At 71.8% G+C, this 16,789-nt stretch carries 18 protein-coding genes and 1 pseudogene; 14 read left to right on the top strand and 5 right to left on the bottom strand.

Translation table 11 applies throughout. The features are described from left to right. Nucleotides 1-2 precede the first annotated feature (2 nt). Complete coding sequence (locus ACWEN0_RS36120; protein ID WP_451983965.1) at nucleotides 3-806, bottom strand: SDR family oxidoreductase; 804 nt, start codon at nucleotides 804-806, stop codon at nucleotides 3-5. Between the two features lie 156 nt (nucleotides 807-962). Between ACWEN0_RS36120 and ACWEN0_RS36115 the strand changes: the two genes are divergently transcribed. From ACWEN0_RS36115 to ACWEN0_RS36070, 10 genes are all read left to right on the top strand, one after another. Then, nucleotides 963-2,288, top strand: coding sequence for an MFS transporter (locus ACWEN0_RS36115; RefSeq protein WP_451983963.1), 1,326 nt, complete (start codon nucleotides 963-965; stop codon nucleotides 2,286-2,288). Between the two features lie 44 nt (nucleotides 2,289-2,332). Then, nucleotides 2,333-3,238: a tRNA pseudouridine(55) synthase TruB gene (gene truB, locus ACWEN0_RS36110; RefSeq protein ID WP_451983961.1), complete on the top strand. Its 906-nt coding sequence runs from the start codon at nucleotides 2,333-2,335 to the stop codon at nucleotides 3,236-3,238. 28 nt (nucleotides 3,239-3,266) lie between these two features. After that, the gene (locus tag ACWEN0_RS36105) at nucleotides 3,267-4,250 is read left to right on the top strand and encodes a bifunctional riboflavin kinase/FAD synthetase (RefSeq protein WP_451983959.1); all 984 of its coding nucleotides are present in this window, start codon (nucleotides 3,267-3,269) and stop codon (nucleotides 4,248-4,250) included. A gap of 86 nt (nucleotides 4,251-4,336) precedes the next feature. Further along, nucleotides 4,337-4,810, top strand: coding sequence for an XRE family transcriptional regulator (locus ACWEN0_RS36100; protein ID WP_451983957.1), 474 nt, complete (start codon nucleotides 4,337-4,339; stop codon nucleotides 4,808-4,810). Further along, the gene (gene thpR / locus ACWEN0_RS36095; protein WP_451983955.1) at nucleotides 4,810-5,313 is read left to right on the top strand and encodes an RNA 2',3'-cyclic phosphodiesterase; all 504 of its coding nucleotides are present in this window, start codon (nucleotides 4,810-4,812) and stop codon (nucleotides 5,311-5,313) included. Before ACWEN0_RS36100 ends, thpR begins: the two co-directional genes overlap by 1 nt. 146 nt (nucleotides 5,314-5,459) lie before the next feature. Continuing rightward, complete coding sequence (gene rpsO, locus ACWEN0_RS36090; RefSeq protein ID WP_003084034.1) at nucleotides 5,460-5,729, top strand: 30S ribosomal protein S15; 270 nt, start codon at nucleotides 5,460-5,462, stop codon at nucleotides 5,727-5,729. A 220-nt stretch (nucleotides 5,730-5,949) separates the two neighbouring features. Beyond that, nucleotides 5,950-8,196, top strand: a complete 2,247-nt coding sequence (locus ACWEN0_RS36085; RefSeq protein WP_451983953.1) for a polyribonucleotide nucleotidyltransferase — start codon at nucleotides 5,950-5,952, stop codon at nucleotides 8,194-8,196. A 74-nt stretch (nucleotides 8,197-8,270) separates the two neighbouring features. Beyond that, on the top strand, nucleotides 8,271-9,635 hold the full coding sequence (locus tag ACWEN0_RS36080) for a M16 family metallopeptidase (RefSeq protein WP_451983951.1): 1,365 nt from the start codon (nucleotides 8,271-8,273) through the stop codon (nucleotides 9,633-9,635). Then, on the top strand, nucleotides 9,632-10,372 hold the full coding sequence (gene dapB, locus ACWEN0_RS36075; RefSeq protein WP_451983949.1) for a 4-hydroxy-tetrahydrodipicolinate reductase: 741 nt from the start codon (nucleotides 9,632-9,634) through the stop codon (nucleotides 10,370-10,372). Before ACWEN0_RS36080 ends, dapB begins: the two co-directional genes overlap by 4 nt. Continuing rightward, nucleotides 10,369-10,815 carry a tetratricopeptide repeat protein gene (locus tag ACWEN0_RS36070; protein WP_451983947.1) on the top strand — a complete coding sequence of 149 codons (447 nt, stop codon included), beginning with the start codon at nucleotides 10,369-10,371 and terminating at the stop codon, nucleotides 10,813-10,815. Before dapB ends, ACWEN0_RS36070 begins: the two co-directional genes overlap by 4 nt. A gap of 56 nt (nucleotides 10,816-10,871) precedes the next feature. On the opposite strand, the gene ACWEN0_RS36065 is transcribed toward ACWEN0_RS36070, so the two are convergent. Further along, entirely contained in the window at nucleotides 10,872-11,390 is a 519-nt protein-coding gene (locus ACWEN0_RS36065; protein ID WP_451983945.1) for a hypothetical protein, read from the bottom strand. Between the two features lie 86 nt (nucleotides 11,391-11,476). On the opposite strand from ACWEN0_RS36065, the pseudogene ACWEN0_RS36060 reads away from it, so the two are divergent. Continuing rightward, nucleotides 11,477-11,938 (top strand): annotated as a pseudogene (locus tag ACWEN0_RS36060) (GtrA family protein); the annotation flags it as partial. A 72-nt stretch (nucleotides 11,939-12,010) separates the two neighbouring features. Here the strand turns inward: ACWEN0_RS36060 and ACWEN0_RS36055 are convergent. Then, the gene (locus tag ACWEN0_RS36055) at nucleotides 12,011-12,568 is read right to left on the bottom strand and encodes an N-acetyltransferase family protein (RefSeq protein ID WP_451983943.1); all 558 of its coding nucleotides are present in this window, start codon (nucleotides 12,566-12,568) and stop codon (nucleotides 12,011-12,013) included. Between the two features lie 100 nt (nucleotides 12,569-12,668). Here ACWEN0_RS36055 and ACWEN0_RS36050 point away from each other — a divergent pair, with 100 nt between their 5' ends. Further along, nucleotides 12,669-13,883 (top strand): winged helix-turn-helix domain-containing protein, encoded by a 1,215-nt coding sequence (locus ACWEN0_RS36050; protein ID WP_451983941.1) that lies wholly within the window; start codon nucleotides 12,669-12,671, stop codon nucleotides 13,881-13,883. A 64-nt stretch (nucleotides 13,884-13,947) separates the two neighbouring features. Here the strand turns inward: ACWEN0_RS36050 and ACWEN0_RS36045 are convergent, their stop codons facing one another. Together ACWEN0_RS36045 and ACWEN0_RS36040 are read right to left on the bottom strand one after the other, a co-directional pair. After that, nucleotides 13,948-14,910, bottom strand: a complete 963-nt coding sequence (locus tag ACWEN0_RS36045) for a DUF4097 family beta strand repeat-containing protein (RefSeq protein WP_451983939.1) — start codon at nucleotides 14,908-14,910, stop codon at nucleotides 13,948-13,950. Nucleotides 14,911-14,921: 11 nt separating this feature from the next. Continuing rightward, a complete protein-coding gene (locus ACWEN0_RS36040; RefSeq protein WP_451983937.1) occupies nucleotides 14,922-15,437 on the bottom strand; it encodes a toxin-antitoxin system HicB family antitoxin in 516 nt (171 codons plus the stop codon). 124 nt (nucleotides 15,438-15,561) lie between these two features. Here ACWEN0_RS36040 and thyX point away from each other — a divergent pair, with 124 nt between their 5' ends. Then, complete coding sequence (thyX, locus tag ACWEN0_RS36035) at nucleotides 15,562-16,314, top strand: FAD-dependent thymidylate synthase (RefSeq protein WP_451983935.1); 753 nt, start codon at nucleotides 15,562-15,564, stop codon at nucleotides 16,312-16,314. After that, nucleotides 16,314-16,712 carry an ACT domain-containing protein gene (locus tag ACWEN0_RS36030; RefSeq protein WP_451983933.1) on the top strand — a complete coding sequence of 133 codons (399 nt, stop codon included), beginning with the start codon at nucleotides 16,314-16,316 and terminating at the stop codon, nucleotides 16,710-16,712. Before thyX ends, ACWEN0_RS36030 begins: the two co-directional genes overlap by 1 nt. Nucleotides 16,713-16,789: the final 77 nt, after the last annotated feature.

Genomic DNA, 16,789 nt, shown 5'->3' with positions numbered 1-16,789 from the left:
CCTCACACACGGGCTTGGCGGACTCGGCGGTCCACCAGACGGCGCAGGACCGGGGCGACGAGCGGGCCGAGGGCGGCGAGCAGGGCCACCGACCGGTCCGGGTAGACGGCGTAGCGCTTCCGCTCCACCGCCCGGACGATCGCCGACGCGACGGCGTCCGGCGGCATCGGGCGGATCGTGCCGCTGATCGCGGCCGTCTCCCGCGGCTTCCAGCGGTTCTCCTCCGCCAGCTGTGGCGTGTCGACGTCCGGCGGGTACACGCACGCGACGTGCACCCCGGCCGGGTTCAGCTCGTCCCGCAACGCCTCCATCAGCCCGCGGACCGCGAACTTCGCCGGCGCGTACGCGGTGTACCCGTAGATCCCGAGCACCGCGGCCGCCGACGAGATCGCGACGATCGAGCCGGCGCCGCGCCGGACCATCGACGGCGCCACGGCCCGGACCGCGTGCAGCGTCCCGAAGTAGTCGACCTCCACCATCCGCCGGAACACCTCGTCGTCCAGCTCCAGGAACTCGCCCGGACGCGCCTGGCCCGCCGACGTCACCAGCACGTCGCACGGCCCCGCGGCCGCCTCCAGCGCCGAGAACGCTTCCGCGACTTCGGCCTGCGAGGAGACGTCGGCCACGGCCGTCCGGACCGCGAACCCGCGTGACTTCAGCGACACCGAGGCCTTCCGCAGCCGCGACTCGTCCCGGGCCACGAGCGAAACCGACGCGCCGCGCGAGGCCAGCGCGGCCGCCGTCGCCAGGCCGATCCCGCTGGACCCGCCCGTGATCACCGCGTGCGCCCCGCGCAGTCCGGTCACGCCACCACCCCCGAACATGAATGAGATTCACATCGAACCATGTGGTGAACGCCACCGGGATAACAGCTATGTTTCGTCGTTGCTTAGGCGCTACAAGTACTAGGGACGGCAGCGTGGGCGTCCTGTGCCCCGAACGCGAAAACCCTGGAGGAACTTGTGCCGCCCGCCACCGGCCGCGCCACCGCCCGGTCCTGGCTCATCTGGCTCGCCGCCGTCACCGTCTATCTCCTCGCGGTCTTCCACCGCACCTCCTTCGGCGTCGCCGGGCTGCAGGCGGCCGAGCGCTTCGGCGTCGGCGCGGCCGCGCTCGGGACGTTCACCGTCCTCCAGGTCGGCGTCTACGCCGCGATGCAGATCCCGACCGGCGTCCTGGTCGACCGCTACGGCCCCCGCCGCGTCCTCACCGTCGCCGTGCTGGTGCTCGGCGCCGGCCAGCTCCTCCTCGGCGTCGCCCACTCCTACGGCCTCGGCCTGCTCGCCCGCGGCGTGCTCGGTCTCGGCGACGCGCTCACCTTCGTCAGCGTGCTGCGCCTGGTCGCGGCCCACTTCCCGGGCCGCCAGTACGCGCTGCTGACGTCGTTCACCGCGGCCGTCGGCTACATCGGCAACCTCGCCGCCACCGTCCCGCTCGCGCTCCTCCTCGACGGCGCGGGCTGGACGCCCACCTTCCTCGCCGTCGGCGCGATCACGGTCCTCTACACCGTCGTCGTGGCCCTGCGCGTGCGCGACGTCCCGGCCGGCGTGCCGGAGCCGGTCCGCGAAGCCGTCCCCCCGCGCCAGCTCGCCCACCAGGTCGCCGAGGCGTGGCGGACGCCCGGCACGCGCCTGGGCTTCTGGGTCCACTTCAGCACGATGTTCGCCCCCAACGCCCTGACCCTGCTGTGGGGCGTCCCGTGGCTGGTGCAGGGCCAGGGGCAGTCGAAGGCCACGGCCAGTGCCCTGCTCACCGTGTTCGTCTTCGGGTCGATGGCCGGCGGACCGCTGCTCGGCGGCGTGATCGGCCGCCACCCGTCGCTGCGGATGCCGCTGGTCGGCGGGTACATCGGCGGCGCCGCGCTGATCTGGGCCGTGCTGCTCGGCTGGCCGGGTCAGGTGCCCGTGCCGGTGCTGGTGCCCGCGTTCGCCTTCCTCGCCCTCGGCGGCCCGGCCTCGATGATCGGGTTCGCGCTCGCCCGCGACTACAACCCGCTCAGCCGCGTCGGCACCGCGACCGGCGTGGTCAACGTCGGCGGTTTCGTGGCGACGACCATCGCCGCGCTCGGCGTCGGCGTGTTCCTGCAGTGGACGGGCGGGAACTTCCGCGTCTCGCTGCTGGCGATCGTCGCGATCCTCGCGCTGGGCACGGTCCGGATGCTCGTGTGGTGGCGCCGCACGCGCGCCCACCTGTTCCTCGCCGAAGCGCGCGGCGAGGAACTGCCGGTGCGGATCACCCGCCGCCGCTGGGACGCCGCCTTACCCGAGACGCCGATCGTCGCGGCCTGAACGGCCTGATCGAACCACGACCGGCGGCCGCTAGGGTTTGCCGCGTGTCGAGCCCCAAACCGCCCCGCCGTCCCGCCCCGCCGCCCGGTCTGCTGATCGTCGACAAGCCCGCCGGCATGACGTCGCACGACGTCGTCGCCCGCGCCCGCCGGATCATGGGCACCCGCAAGGTCGGGCACGCCGGCACGCTCGACCCGATGGCGACCGGCGTGCTGGTGCTCGGCATCGAGCGCGCCACCAAGCTGCTCGGCCACCTGGCGCTCGACCGCAAGACCTACCTGGCCACGCTGAGCCTCGGCAGCAGCACGACGACCGACGACGCCGAGGGCGAGGTCCTCACGACCGCGGACACCAGGGCGACCACGGACGAAGACATCGCGAGCGGCGTCGAAAAGCTGACCGGCGCCATCCAGCAGGTGCCGAGCGCGGTCAGCGCCGTCAAGATCGACGGCAAGCGCGCCTACGCCCGTGTCCGCGCCGGCGAGGACGTCGTCCTCCCGCCGCGCCCGGTCACCGTCTACCGCTTCGACGTGCTCGCCGTCCGGCACGAGGACGACCACGTCGAGGTCGACGCCGTCGTCGAGTGCTCGTCCGGCACCTACGTCCGCGCCCTGGCCCGTGACCTCGGCGCGGACCTCGGCGTCGGCGGCCACCTCAAGGCGCTGCGGCGCACCACGGTCGGCCCGTTCACGCTGGCCAGGGCGCGCACGCTCGACCAGCTCGAGGAGCAGCCCGAGCTGAGCCTGGACCTCGACGCCGCGGTCGCCGCGGCCTTCCCGCGGCGCGACCTCGACGCGGCCACGGCGAAGGCGGTCCGGCACGGCCAGCGCATCCCCGCGGCCGGCCTCGAAGGCACGTACGGCCTCTTCGGACCCGACGGCCGGGTGCTCGCCCTGGCCGCCGACGAACAAGGTGTGTCCCGCGCAGTGGTGGTGTTGCTGCCCGCCTAGGGTGGCCGGTGAGAGACGGGAGTCTGACGTGCTGCGGTGGCGTGGGCTGGGGGACCTCCCCGGCGGCTGGGGCCGGTGTGTGGTCACCATCGGTGTGTTCGACGGGGTCCATCGAGGGCACCAGGAGCTGATCAGCCGGACCGTCGCGGCGGCGGCCGAACGCGGGCTGCCGAGCGTGATGCTGACGTTCGACCCGCACCCGTCGGAGGTGCTGCGCCCGGGCAGCCACCCGGCGCAGCTGACCACGTTGCGGCGCAAGGCGGAAATCGTCGAAAGCCTCGGCGTCGACGTCTTCTGCGTGCTGCCGTTCACCCTGGAGCTGTCCCGGCTGCTGCCCGAGGAGTTCGTGCACGAGGTGCTCGTCGACCGGCTGCACGCGGCCGCCGTCGTCGTCGGCGACAACTTCACCTTCGGCGCCAAGGCGGCGGGTGACGTCGCGATGCTGCGCACCCTCGGCCGCCGGTTCGGCTTCGCCGCGTACGGCGCCGAACTGCAGGGCAAGGAACTGTCCGAACAGGACCAGTCGGCGATCACCTTCTCGAGCACCTACGTCCGTTCGTGCATCGACGCCGGCGACGTGGTCGCCGCCGCCGAGGCGCTCGGCCGCCCGCACCGGCTGGAGGGCATCGTCGTCCGCGGCGACGGCCGCGGCCACGAACTCGGCTACCCGACGGCCAACCTGTCGACGCCGCGCTTCGCCGCCGTCCCGGCCGACGGCGTCTACAGCGCCTGGTTCACCCGCTCGGCCGACCCGAAGCGCCGGCTGCGAGCCGCCGTCTCGGTGGGCACGAACCCGACGTTCTCCGGGCGCGAGCGGACGGTCGAGGCGTTCGTCCTCGACGTCGACGAGGACTTCTACGGCCAGCACGTGGCGATCGACTTCGTGACGCGCCTGCGCGACCAGGTCCGCTTCGCCGACTCGGCCGGGCTGGTCACGCAGATCGACGACGACGTGATCGAGACGAGAAAGGCACTGGAGGTGCCCCCGGACGCCCCGACCGGGGGCGAATAGGGGCAATTCACGTTCACGCACGTGACAGCGATGGCAAGATGCTCACGGACGGTGTGTGCGCAACCGACAAAGGGGGAGCGGAACTGGTGGAGGACCACAAGATCGTCCAGCGGAACATCGCGTTGCAGCGCGAGTGGTACGGGGAGCCGCTCGGCGACCGGGTGCGCCGGCTCGTCGTCGCGTTCGACGTTTCGCAGGCGTTCCTGGCGGAGGTCCTCGGGATCAGCGCCCCCATGCTCAGCCAGGTGATGAGCGGGCGGCGGGCGAAGATCGGCAACCCGGTCGTGCTGGCCAGGATGATCATGCTCGAGCGCAAGATCCTCGTGCCCGAGGTCGCCGCCGGCAACCGCGACGCGATGCTGGCCGCCCTCGAGGACGTCCGCGACTCGCGGCCCACCGTCGGCCGCGACAACATCCCGGTGGTCTCCGAAGACCAGAAGGTGCTCGCCTACCTGCGCGACCTGGCCGAGGACGAAGACCTGGGCGAGGCCGCCAAGCGGCTCGACGACGACTTCCCGGCGCTGGCCGACCTGCTCCGCCGGGCGGGCAACGGCGCCTGATGCCGGTCCTGTTCAGCGCGCTGCTGCCGCCGGACGACGTGGTCGAGGCGGTCGCCGGGGCCCTCGGCGAGCCGGGGGACGGCCTGCGCTGGGAGCCGCCGGAGCGCTGGCACGTCACCCTCGCCTACTACGGGCCGGACGACCCGGACACCCGCGCGGCCTGGCTGGCCGATCGGCTGGCCGGGCGGCCCGCCGTCGACGTCCGGCTGGAAAAGGCCGCGACGTTCCCCGGGGTGCTGTGGTTGACTGTCGCCGGACCGGAGCTGACGTCCCTGGCGATCGCCGCGGGAGCCGGCGCCGAGGACCGGCCGTACCGGGCCCACCTGACGCTCGCGCGGTTCCCCCGGGAAGAACCGGGGCTCGCCGTGCGTTGGACCGAACGGTTCTCGGGTTTCACCAGCCGCAGCTGGTCCGCCGCCGAGGTGGCGTTGATGACCAGCGAGCGGGACCGGGGCGGCGTCCGCTACCGGGTGGCCCGCTCGTTCGGGCTGGACCGCGGCTGACGACACGCGCCTGAAGCCGCTGTTCAGCGGGCTGGTAACCTCAATGATCGGGTCCGGCTGCAGTCCGTGGCGGCCGTGACCGTCTTCCCGGCGTGCATCCGGCGTCCGGGGCCGCACGGCACTGATTATTTCGAGGAGCAACACAAGTGGCGCTGTCCACCGAAGAGAAGAAGTCGATCCTGGCCGAGTACGGCGTGCACGACTCGGACACGGGATCCCCCGAGGCCCAGGTCGCGCTGCTGACCAAGCGGATCGTCGGCCTCACCGAGCACCTCAAGGCTCACAAGCACGACCACCACTCCCGTCGCGGGCTCCTGCTGCTGGTCGGCCGTCGCCGCCGGCTGCTGAACTACGTGATGAAGGTGGACATCGAGCGTTACCGTGCGCTGATCCAGCGCCTCGGCCTGCGCCGATAGCTTTACCCGAGGGGGAGTGACCACGCGGTCGCTCCCCCTCGCCACAAAACGGCGCGAGCGCGCACGAGGGTCCGTCCGCCGGTCCTCGGTAGTGGTTCCCGGGAAGCGTCCCGGGGGCTTCGATCGAAGACCGGCCTCATTCCTCGAGCGTCCTCAGGCGAAACGGGTCCCAGGGTGGGAGACTCGCGCCGTACAGAGGAACCAAAGAGGAGAACTGTCTATGACCGACTCCACCGGAGTCACCGTGCACGAGACCGAAGCCGTGATCGACAACGGCCGGTTCGGCACCCGTACCGTCCGCTTCGAGACGGGCCGCCTGGCCAAGCAGGCCGCCGGCGCCGTGGTCGCGTACCTCGACGAAGAGACCATGCTGCTCTCGGCGACGACCGCGTCGAAGCACCCGAAGGAGCACTTCGACTTCTTCCCGCTGACCGTGGACGTCGAAGAGCGCATGTACGCCGCGGGCCGCATCCCCGGCGCGTTCTTCCGCCGCGAGGGCCGCCCGTCGACCGACGCGATCCTGACCGCCCGCCTGATCGACCGGCCGCTGCGCCCGTCGTTCACCGACGGTCTCCGCAACGAGATCCAGGTCGTCATCACCGTCCAGAGCCTCAACCCGGACGACCCGTACGACGTGCTGGCGATCAACGCCGCTTCGGCCTCCACTCAGATCGCGGGCCTGCCGTTCTCCGGCCCGGTCGGCGGCGTCCGCGTCGCCCTGATCGAGGGCCAGTGGGTCGCGTTCCCGACCTGGTCGCAGCTGGAGAAGGCGACCTTCAACATGGTCGTGGCCGGCCGCATCGTCGGTGACGACGTCGCGATCATGATGGTCGAGGCCGAGGGCACCGAGCACACGCTCGACCTGATCGCCGCCGGTGGCACCGCGCCGGACGAGGCCGCGGTCGCCGCGGGCCTCGAGGCCGCCAAGCCGTTCATCAAGGTCCTGTGCGAGGCGCAGCAGCGCCTGGCCGCCGAGGCCGCCAAGCCGACCGGCGACTTCCCGGTCTACCCGGCCTACCAGCCGGACGTCTACGAGGCCGTCGCGGCGATCGCCACCGACGACCTGGCCCGCGCGCTGCAGATCGCCGGCAAGCAGGACCGCGACCGCGCGACCGACGAGGTCAAGGCCGCCGTCCTGGAGAAGGTCGGCCTGGGCGAGGGCGAGGCCTTCGAGGGCCGCGACAAGGAGATCGGCGGGGCGTTCAAGGCCCTGACGAAGAAGATCATGCGCCAGCGCGTCCTGACGGAGAAGATCCGCATGGACGGCCGTGGCCTCACCGACATCCGGTCGCTCTCGGCCGAGGTCGCCGTGATCCCGCGGGCGCACGGCTCGGCGCTGTTCGAGCGCGGCGAAACCCAGATCCTGGGCGTCACCACGCTGAACATGCTCCGCATGGAGCAGCAGATCGACTCCCTCTCGCCGGAGACGACCAAGCGCTACCTGCACCACTACAACTTCCCGCCCTTCTCCACCGGTGAGACCGGCCGCGTCGGTTCGCCGAAGCGCCGCGAGATCGGCCACGGCATGCTCGCCGAGCGCGCCCTGGTGCCGGTGCTGCCGAAGCGGGACGAGTTCCCGTACGCGATCCGCCAGGTCTCCGAGGCGCTGGGCTCCAACGGCTCGACGTCGATGGGCTCGGTCTGCGCGTCCACGATGGGCCTGTACAACGCCGGCGTGCCGCTGAAGGCGCCGGTCGCGGGCATCGCGATGGGCCTGGTGTCCGACGAGGTCGACGGCGAGACGCGCTACGTCGCGCTGACCGACATCCTCGGCGCCGAGGACGCCCTGGGCGACATGGACTTCAAGGTCGCGGGCACCAAGGACATCATCACCGCGCTGCAGCTGGACACGAAGCTCGACGGCATCCCCTCCGAGGTGCTCGCCGCCGCGCTGAAGCAGGCGAAGGACGCCCGTCTCACCATCCTGGAGGTCATCGCCGAGGCGATCGACGGCCCGGACGAGATGAGCCCGTACGCCCCGCGCGTCACCAGCGTGAAGATCCCGGTGGACAAGATCGGCGAGGTCATCGGCCCGAAGGGCAAGATGATCAACTCGATCACCGAGGAGACCGGCGCCGACATCTCCATCGAGGACGACGGCACGATCTACGTGGGCGCGGCCGACGGCCCGTCGGCGGAGGCGGCGATCGACAAGATCAACGCCATCGCCAACCCGCAGCTGCCCAAGGTCGGCGAGCGCTTCCTCGGCACCGTGGTGAAGACGGCCGCGTTCGGCGCGTTCGTCTCGCTGCTGCCGGGCAAGGACGGCCTGGTGCACATCTCCAAGCTGGGCAACGGCAAGCGGATCGCCAAGGTCGAGGACGTGGTCAACGTGGGCGACAAGCTCCGCGTCGAGATCGCCGACATCGACAACCGCGGCAAGATCAGCCTGATCGTGGTCAAGGAGGACGAAGCCGCTCCGGCCGACGCGCCCAAGGCCGACGCCGAGAAGGCCGACGCCAAGTAAGACCAGCTCCGTCGAAGGCCCTCTCGCCGTTTCCCCGGCGAGGGGGCCTTCACGGCATCGTGAGTAAGGAACCCATGGCACGGCAGGTTTCCGGGCACGAGCAGCCCGTCGGCACCACCCGCACGCTCGAGTCCACTCCGGACGGTGCGGTCGTCAGGCGCAGCGTCCTCCCCGGTGGCCTGCGGGTGATCACCGAGCACGTCCCGGCGTCCCGCTCGGCCACGGTCGGGCTGTGGGTCGGCATCGGCTCCCGCGACGAGCCGGTGGCCGTCGCCGGCGCCGCGCACTACCTCGAGCACCTGCTGTTCAAGGGCACGAAGCACCGCGACGCCACGCAGATCGCCGAGGAGATCGACGCGGTCGGCGGCGAGTTCAACGCCTTCACGGCGAAGGAACACACCTGCTACTACGCGCAGGTGCTCGACGCCGACCTCCCGCTGGCCGTCGACCTGGTCACCGACGTCGTGTTCGAGGCGCTCTGCACCGACCGCGACATGGACATGGAACGCAGCGTCGTCCTCGAAGAGATTTCGATGCGCGACGACGACCCCGAGGACCTCCTGCACGAGACGTTCGTCAGCGCGATCCTCGGCGACCACCCGCTCGGCCGCCCGGTGCTCGGCACCGAGAAGTCGATCATCGGGATGGCGCCCGCGGCGCTGCGGAACTTCTACAAGCGCCGGTACACGCTGCCCCGGATGGTGCTGGCCGTGGCCGGGAACGTCGATCACGGCCAGGTGCTCCGGCTGGTGCGCAGGGCGTTGCGGGACAAGCTGACCGGCACCGCGACCCCGGTCGCGCCGCGCGAGGGCCGGGCGCGGATCAAGACGCTCCCGAAGCTCGCGCTGCACACCGACGACACCGAGCAGGCGCACGTCATGCTCGGCCTGCGGTCGCTGTCGCGCCACGACGAGCGCCGCTTCGCGCTTTCGGTCCTCAACGCCGCGCTCGGCGGGGGCATGTCGTCGCGGCTGTTCCAGGAGATCCGCGAACAGCGCGGGCTCGCCTACCAGGTGTACTCGTCGGTGGCGAGCTACGCCGACACCGGGCACATGGCCGTGTACGCGGGCTGCCAGCCGGAGAAGCTCGGCGACGTCGCCGGCGTCATCCGCGAGATCCTCGACAAGGTCGGCGTCGACGGCCTGACCGAAGCCGAAGTGGCCCGCGCCAAGGGCCAGCTGCGCGGCGGGATCGTGCTCGGGCTGGAGGACACGTCGTCGCGGATGTCGCGGATCGGCAAGAGCGAGCTCAACTACGGCCGCTACCTGAGCGTCGACGAGACGATCGCGCGCATCGACGCCGTCACGACCGAGGACGTGTGTGCGCTCGCTCGCACTTTGTTCGCGCGACCGGGCGGGGTCTCGGCGGCGGCGGTCGTGGGGCCGTACGCTCACGCCGACGACCTTCCTGACGACCTGCACGAGGTGATCGCTTCATGACCATCAACGTCGGTGTGCTCGGCGCGCGCGGCCGGATGGGTGCGACGGTGGTGAACGCCGTCGAGGGTGCTTCGGACCTGAAGCTCGTCGCGGCCTTGGACGCGGGCGATGACTTCGCGGCGCTGGCCGAGGCCGAGGTGGTCGTGGACTTCACCCACCCCGAAGCCGTCATGGACAACCTGAAGTACCTGGTGGAGCACGACATCCACGCGGTCGTCGGCACGACGGGCTTCAGCGAAGACCGGTTGGCGTCACTGCGTTCCCTGCTCGAGCCGAAGCCGTCGCTCGGGGTGCTGATCGCGCCGAACTTCGCGCTGGGCGCGGTTCTCGCGATGCGTTTCGCGGCCAAGGCGGCGAAGTTCTACGCGTCCGCGGAGATCATCGAGCTGCACCACAACCGCAAGGCCGACGCGCCTTCGGGCACCGCCGCGCACACCGCCCGGATGATCGCCGCCGCGCGCGCCGAGGCGGGCGTGGAGCCGGGCCCGGACGCGACGACGGCGGAGCTGGACGGCGCCCGCGGCGCGTCGGTCGAGGACGTCCACGTGCACTCGGTCCGGCTCCCGGGCCTGGTCGCGCACGAGGAGATCCTGTTCGGCGGCGAGGGGGAGACCCTGACCATCCGGCACGACTCGCTCGACCGGACGTCGTTCATGCCGGGCGTGCTGCTCGGCGTGCGCACCGTGGTGACGCGTCCCGGCCTGACGGTCGGCCTGGAAAACGTCCTCGACCTGTGAGGGCCCGCAACGTCGCGCTGCTGATGACGGTGGCGCTGGTCGTCTACCTGGTCCTGCTGGCCGACCGGGCGTTCGCGCTCTTCGGGTCCGGCACGGGGGCCGGGATCGCGCTGGGGGTCGGCGTGCTGCTGCTGCCGATCCTCGGCGTGTGGATCATCGTGGTGACCTGGCGCAACGGCGTGCAGGTCCAGCGGCTCTCCCGGCGGCTCGACGCGGAGGGTGCCCTCCCGGACGTCTCGGACCTGCCGCGCCGCCCTTCGGGCCGGGTGGACCGCGACGCGGCCGACGCGTGGTTCCAGGAGCGCCGCGCGGAGGTCGAAGCCGACCAGGAGAACTGGCGGGTCTGGTACAAGCTCGCGTACGCCTACGACATCGCGGGGGACCGCCGCCGGGCGCGCGAGACGATGAAGAAGGCCGTCGAGCTGGAAGCCGCCGACCACTGACCCCGCGACAACTGCGGTAGGAGCGCACCTCCGCATGCGGGCTCGGGTGGCCGGGGTCAGTGGTGCAGCCAGCCCGCGAACACCGCGGGGGACGCGGCGATCAGGCTGAAGCGGATCCACCGGCCGGCCAGGCCCGCGGTCAGGAACGTCGCGAGCCGCATCCGCACCACACCGGCCAGCACGCTCGTCGCCATGAACGGCGGCAGGCCCACGAGGGAGCTCACGCCGTACGTCCCGGCCATCCAGTGCGGGTGCCGGTGGCAGCGCTCGCGCAGCCGTTCGAGCCAGGCGCGCACCCGCTTGGTCCGCAGCTGCCAGCGCACGCGCCGCGCCGTCATCGGGCGCTCGCGGTGCAGCCGGTCGTGCAGCGGCTTCGGCAGCTTGATCGTCCCGCGCGCGGCGAGGTAGTAGAGCGACTTCCCGGCGATCTGACCGACCGCGACGGCCGCGCCGAGCCACAGCCAGTGCAGCCCGGGCTGGCTCGCGCACAGCCCGATCAGGAACACTTCGGCGTTGATCAGCGGCACGATGGCCGAACCGAACGCGACGCCCAGCGTCAGCAGGATCCAGCTCATCGTGTCACCTCCCGAAATTCGTTCGCGTACTCCAAGTTATCAGTTCGAAATCCCCGCGCACTGGGGTTGACCCCCTTGTTCGGCGGGTGGTCCGCACCAGAAGATCACCTGCCGGACGGCCGGTGGTCACCTCCTGCTGGAACGCTGACGGGGTGGCCGCCGAGCACCTCACCACGCCCGCTGACCGATTCGGCGCCCGGTGCCGGGCGATCGTGCGTGTCCTGCCGCTGGGTTTGTCGCGGATCGTGGCCCCGACGTTTCTGGGCTTCTGCCTCATCAACGGGTTCACGTTCGGCGTCGACCTGGGGCTGCTGACCGTTTTTCACGGTCTGCTCGGCTGGCCGGTGTGGCTTTCGATCACGCTGTCGTACGTCTGCGCGTTCGGCTTGAGCTTCGTGCTGAACCGGACGTTCAACTTCCATTCCCACGCCGCGGTCGGAATGCAACTCGTGCTTTACATAGGTGCGATTGGTGTCAATTATGCGGCGTTTTTGCTGGGTGTGGGCGCGGGCCTGACGGCATTGGGCGTCGAATACCACCTGTCACGGGTGCTCGCGGGCGCCTGCGAGGGCGTGTTCATGTACTCGGTGCTGCGGTGGGTGGTGTTCCGGGACGCCCGCTCAGGTGAGCGAGAGGTCGAGGGTGCCGGTGAGGCGGACCTCGCGGAGCGTGCGCTCGCCGGTGTCGAGGGTGCGGACCGTGCCGTCGGGGTTCCAGCCGGCCCGGCGGTAGAAGCCGAGGGTGGCGTGGTCGCCCTGGGCGACCCAGGCGATGCCGCGCCCGGCACCGTCGGCCCGCAGCCCGGCGGCGGCGGTCGCGAGTAGCCGTCCGGCGTGCCCGCGGCGTCCCCACCGCGGCTCGACGAGCAGGGTGGCGATCAGGCCGGTGCTGTCCGCGTCCTCGGGCAGGCTGCCGTCGGCGGCGGAGACCTCGTCGTCGGGGGCGCGGCCGGCCACGCAGAAGCCGACGGTGAACTCGCCCTCCGTGGCGACGTAGACCTGGGTGGCGGGGAAGTCGATGGTCTCGGTCCAGGTACCGACGAGGTCCGCGGCGTCCAGTTCGGCCAGGGCGGCCTTGCCGAGGAGGTCTTCGTAGGCGGCGTGCCAGGTGTCGCGCTGGATGCGGGCGATCTCCGCGGCGTCGGACAGGTCGGCGGGGCGGACGGCGGCGTCGCTCATGGGCAGAAGTTAGCGCAGCTCCTCCGCTGAGGGCGGTGGTGGGGGCAGGGACGGAACGGTGCGCGGTTTTGTCGGTGGTGGGTGGCACCATGACGGCACCATGCAGACGATCAGCGTCCCGGCGGCCCGGAAGACCTTCCTGGCCGCGCAGGGCTTCAGCGACCCGCGTCCCACCGGTGTGCCTTCTCGGCGGCACCTGAAACGCGTGCTTTCGCGTGTCCAGCTGCTGCAGCTGGACTCGGTGAACGTCGCGGTCCGGGCGCACTACATGCCGGTGTTCTCGCGGCTGGGGGCGTACGAGCCCGCGCTGCTCGACTCGGCGGCGTGGGCGCACTCGGCGCGGCAGCCGCGGATGCTGGTGGAGACCTGGGCGCACGAGGCGAGCCTGCTGCCGGTCGAGGACTGGCCGCTGATCCGCTCCGGCGCGAAGCGCGACGGCTGGTGGAAGCACTACGGCCCGCTGATCGAGAAGTCGCCGGGGCTGGTCGACGAAATCCTGTCGGTGGTCAAGGAACTGGGCCCGATCGGAGCGGGCGGCATCGAGCGCGAGGTGGAGGCGGACGCGCAGCGGCGCGGGCCGGGCTCGTGGTGGGAGCGCTCGGAGGTCAAGCGCGTCTGCGAGTACCTGTTCGGCATCGGCCAGCTGACCACGGGCACGCGCCGGTCGTTCGAGCGCCTGTACGACCTGACCGAGCGGGTGGTGCCGCCGGAGATCCTGTCCCGCTCGGTGCCGGCGGACGAGGGCGCGCGCGGCCTGATCGAGCGGTCGGCGCGGGCCCTGGGCGTGGCGACGGAGACGGACCTGCGCGACTACTACCGCCTCGGCCCGGCCCCGGCCCGCCGGGCGGTGGCGGAGCTGGTGGAGTCGGGCGTCCTCGAGCCGGTGGCGGTCCACGGCTGGAAGGCGACGGCCTACCGGCACGTCGACGCCCGCACCCCGCGCTCGGTGACCGGCCGCGCGCTGCTGTGCCCGTTCGACCCGCTGATCTGGGAACGCGCCCGCACCGAGCGCCTGTTCGGGTTCAGGTACCGCATCGAGATCTACGTCCCGGAGCCGAAGCGGGTGTACGGCTACTACGTGTTCCCGTTCCTGCTCGACGGGTCCCTGGTGGCCCGCGTCGACCTGAAGTCCGACCGCGCGGCGGGCGTCCTGCGCGTCCAGGGGGCGTTCGCGGAGGACGGCGCGGACCTGGCGAGGGTCCTGCCGGAGCTGGCGGGGGAGCTGCGCCACATGGCGGAGTGGCTGGGCTTGTCGGGCGTGGCCGTGGGTTCCCGCGGCGACCTGGCTCCGGGGTTGAAGAAGCTGGTGCGCTGAGGTTCCCGGCAGCGAGAACGGGTCGTTCCCGGCCCCCACCGGGAACGACCCGTTTCCCCCTTACTCAGCCGGCCGCGCGCGTCACCACGGCGTTGCCGGAGCCCGTGCGGGCGCGGACCTTCAGCTTCACGCCGCTCTCGGGGGCGGTGTCGGCGACGTCGAGCTCGCTGGACACCTTGCCGCCGCTGGAGGTCAGGTCGACCTCCGCCGCGGTGCCGCCGCGGATGCCGATCCGGACTTCGCCCGAGCCGGTGATCAGGTCGAGCGTGCCGGACGCCGCGTCGGCCACCGACAGGTCGCCGCTGCCGGTGCGGGCCATGACCTCGCCCGAAACCGCGCCCAGCCAGACGTCGCCGGTGCCGGTGGCCAGCGTGGCGGAGCCGGCGATCGACGACGCCTCGACGTGGCCGCTGCCGCTGCGCAGCTGCAGCCCGCCCAGCGTGGGCCCGAGCTTGATGGCGCCGCTGCCGGTGCGGATCGTCGCGGACCCGTCGGCCCGGTCGAGCTTCACCTCGCCGGACCCGGTCAGCAGGTCCACGCGCCCGGCCGAGCCGGTCACCGTGACGTCCGCGGCGCCGGCCCGCACGTCGACGTGCGAGCCCGCCGGCGCGCGCACGGTCACCGACAGCGCGACGTTGCGCAGCTGCCACGCCTTGGGCGCCTGGACGACCAGGCGGTTGCCCAGCTTCTCGATCCGGCTCTGCCGCACGGCCTCGGCGGGGGAGGCCCCCGACGGGTCGACGCCGAGCTGGTCGCCGAAGCGTTCGCCGACCCAGGACAGCAGGCTGTTGACCCCCGCCACCCACGGCTGCTGCTCGCCCTGGTCGTGCCGCAGCTCGACGCGCGCGCCGGAGTCGCCTTCCAGGACGACCTGCACCCGGCCGATCGTCACCCCGAGGTCGAGCTCCAGCGGGCCTTCGGCCTCGAACTCGTCGATCCGCACCAGCTCGTCGTTCGGCTGCCCGGACGCCTGCTCTTCGGAAGCCTTCGGCTCTTCGGCCGGTGTGGTCTGGTTCTCGTCGGTCATCTTCGATCCCCTCAGCCCTCGACCCAGCCGTGCAGGTGCGACCCGGACCGGCCGCCCCCCTTGCCCTGGTGCTTCTGGCCCGCACCGAGCGAGCCGTGCCCCAGCGCCCCCTGCACCGCCTGGGAAACGAACGTGTTCAGCGAGACGCCCTGGGCCGCCGCCGCGCGCTCGGCCTGTCCCTTGATCTGCTCGACCAGCCGCAGCGTGATGCGGCTGATGTCACCGCCGTCGATCGGTGGCGGCGGCGTGGTGTCACGTGGTGTCTCGCGCCGCGGCGCCTCTTCGGCGGCTCCGGTGACGACCACGCGGACGTCCCGGCCGTCCAGCCGCACGTCGACCACCTGGCCGGGCAAGGCGGCCGTGACCTCGGCGGCGAGGTCGGAAAGGGCGTTCATCAGCGTCAGGCGGACGGCGGGTTCGATCGCGGAGGACAGCAGCGCGGCCGCCCGCCGGGTGTGCTCGTCCCCGGCGGCAGCCGTGTTCGCGAGGTCCTCGCGAAGGTTGGCGATGTACGGCGTCAAGTCCATGACACCACTATGACGTCATCAGTGACGTCAGTCAAGGAGCCGGTGACGCCACCGTGTCCCCCGGGAGTGGGCGCCCGGCCGCGGTTAGGCTGCCGGAGGGAGCCGGCGGAAGAGGAGTGCGGACGTGGCCGAAACCGTGTCACCGAGGGTGCAGCTGATCGCGAAGACCGAGTTCTTCCCGCCCGAGGACGTGCCGTGGTCGACCGACGCGGACGGCGGCGAAGCGCTCGCCGAGTTCGCCGGCCGGGCCTGCTACCAGTCCTGGAAGAAGCCGAACCCCGCCACCGCGACCAACGCCGGCTACCTCGAGCACATCATCGACGTCGGCCACCTGTCCGTGCTGGAGCACGGTTCCGTCACCTTCTACCTGACCGGCATCTCGCGCTCCCTGACCCACGAGCTGATCCGGCACCGCCACTTCTCGTACTCGCAGCTTTCGCAGCGGTACGTGCCCGAGCGCGACGCGGAGATCGTCGAGCCGGAGATCATCGCGAACGACCCGGTGCTGCACGAGAAGTTCCTCGCCGCGGCGCAGGCGAGTGTCGACGCCTACACCGAGCTCCTGGCCGGCCTCGAGGAGAAGTTCGCCGACGTCCCGAGCGCGACCCTGCGCCGCAAGCAGGCCCGCCAGGCCGCTCGCGCCGTGCTGCCGAACGCGACCGAGACGCGCATCGTCGTGACCGGGAACTACCGCGCGTGGCGGCACTTCGTCGCGATGCGCGCCACCGAGCACGCCGACGTCGAGATCCGGGAGCTGGCCGTGGAATGCCTGCGACAACTGCAGAAGGCCGCCGCGAACGTGTTCGCGGACTTCACGATCTCGACGCTGCCGGACGGCACCGAGATCGCCACGAGCCCGAAGGTGCTCGAAGGCTGATGAAACGTCTCGCGATCGACGTCCGGCCCGGTGAATACGCTGTCGTCCGCCTGCCCGCGGACGCCCCGGTGCCCCCGGAACTGCTCGCGCCCGGCGAAGCGGCCTTCGTGTCGGTGACCCGGACGCCCGACGAGCTGTCCGTGATCTGCCCGGCCGGCCGCGAGCCGGCGGGCAGCACGGCGGCGGAGGACGGCTGGCGGCTGCTGTCGGTCCGCGGCCCGCTGGAGTTCACGCTGACCGGCATCATCGCCGCGCTGGCCTCGGAGCTGGCGGCGGCCGGGGTGGCGCTGTTCTCGATGTCGACCTTCGACACCGACCACATCCTGGTCCGCGGCACCGACCTCGACCACGCCGTGAAGGCGCTGCGCGACTCCGGCCACGAAGTCGCGCACGCCTGACGCTTTCCGGCGGGATTCCCGGGTAACCCGCGGGTGACGGTGGGAGCCGTCACCCTTGAAATCGAAAGTTCGGCATG

The sequence above is a fragment of the Amycolatopsis sp. NPDC004378 genome, assembly GCF_053602455.1.
Note: the sequence above shows the minus strand (reverse complement) of the source record. Positions and strands in the feature narration are given on the sequence as shown.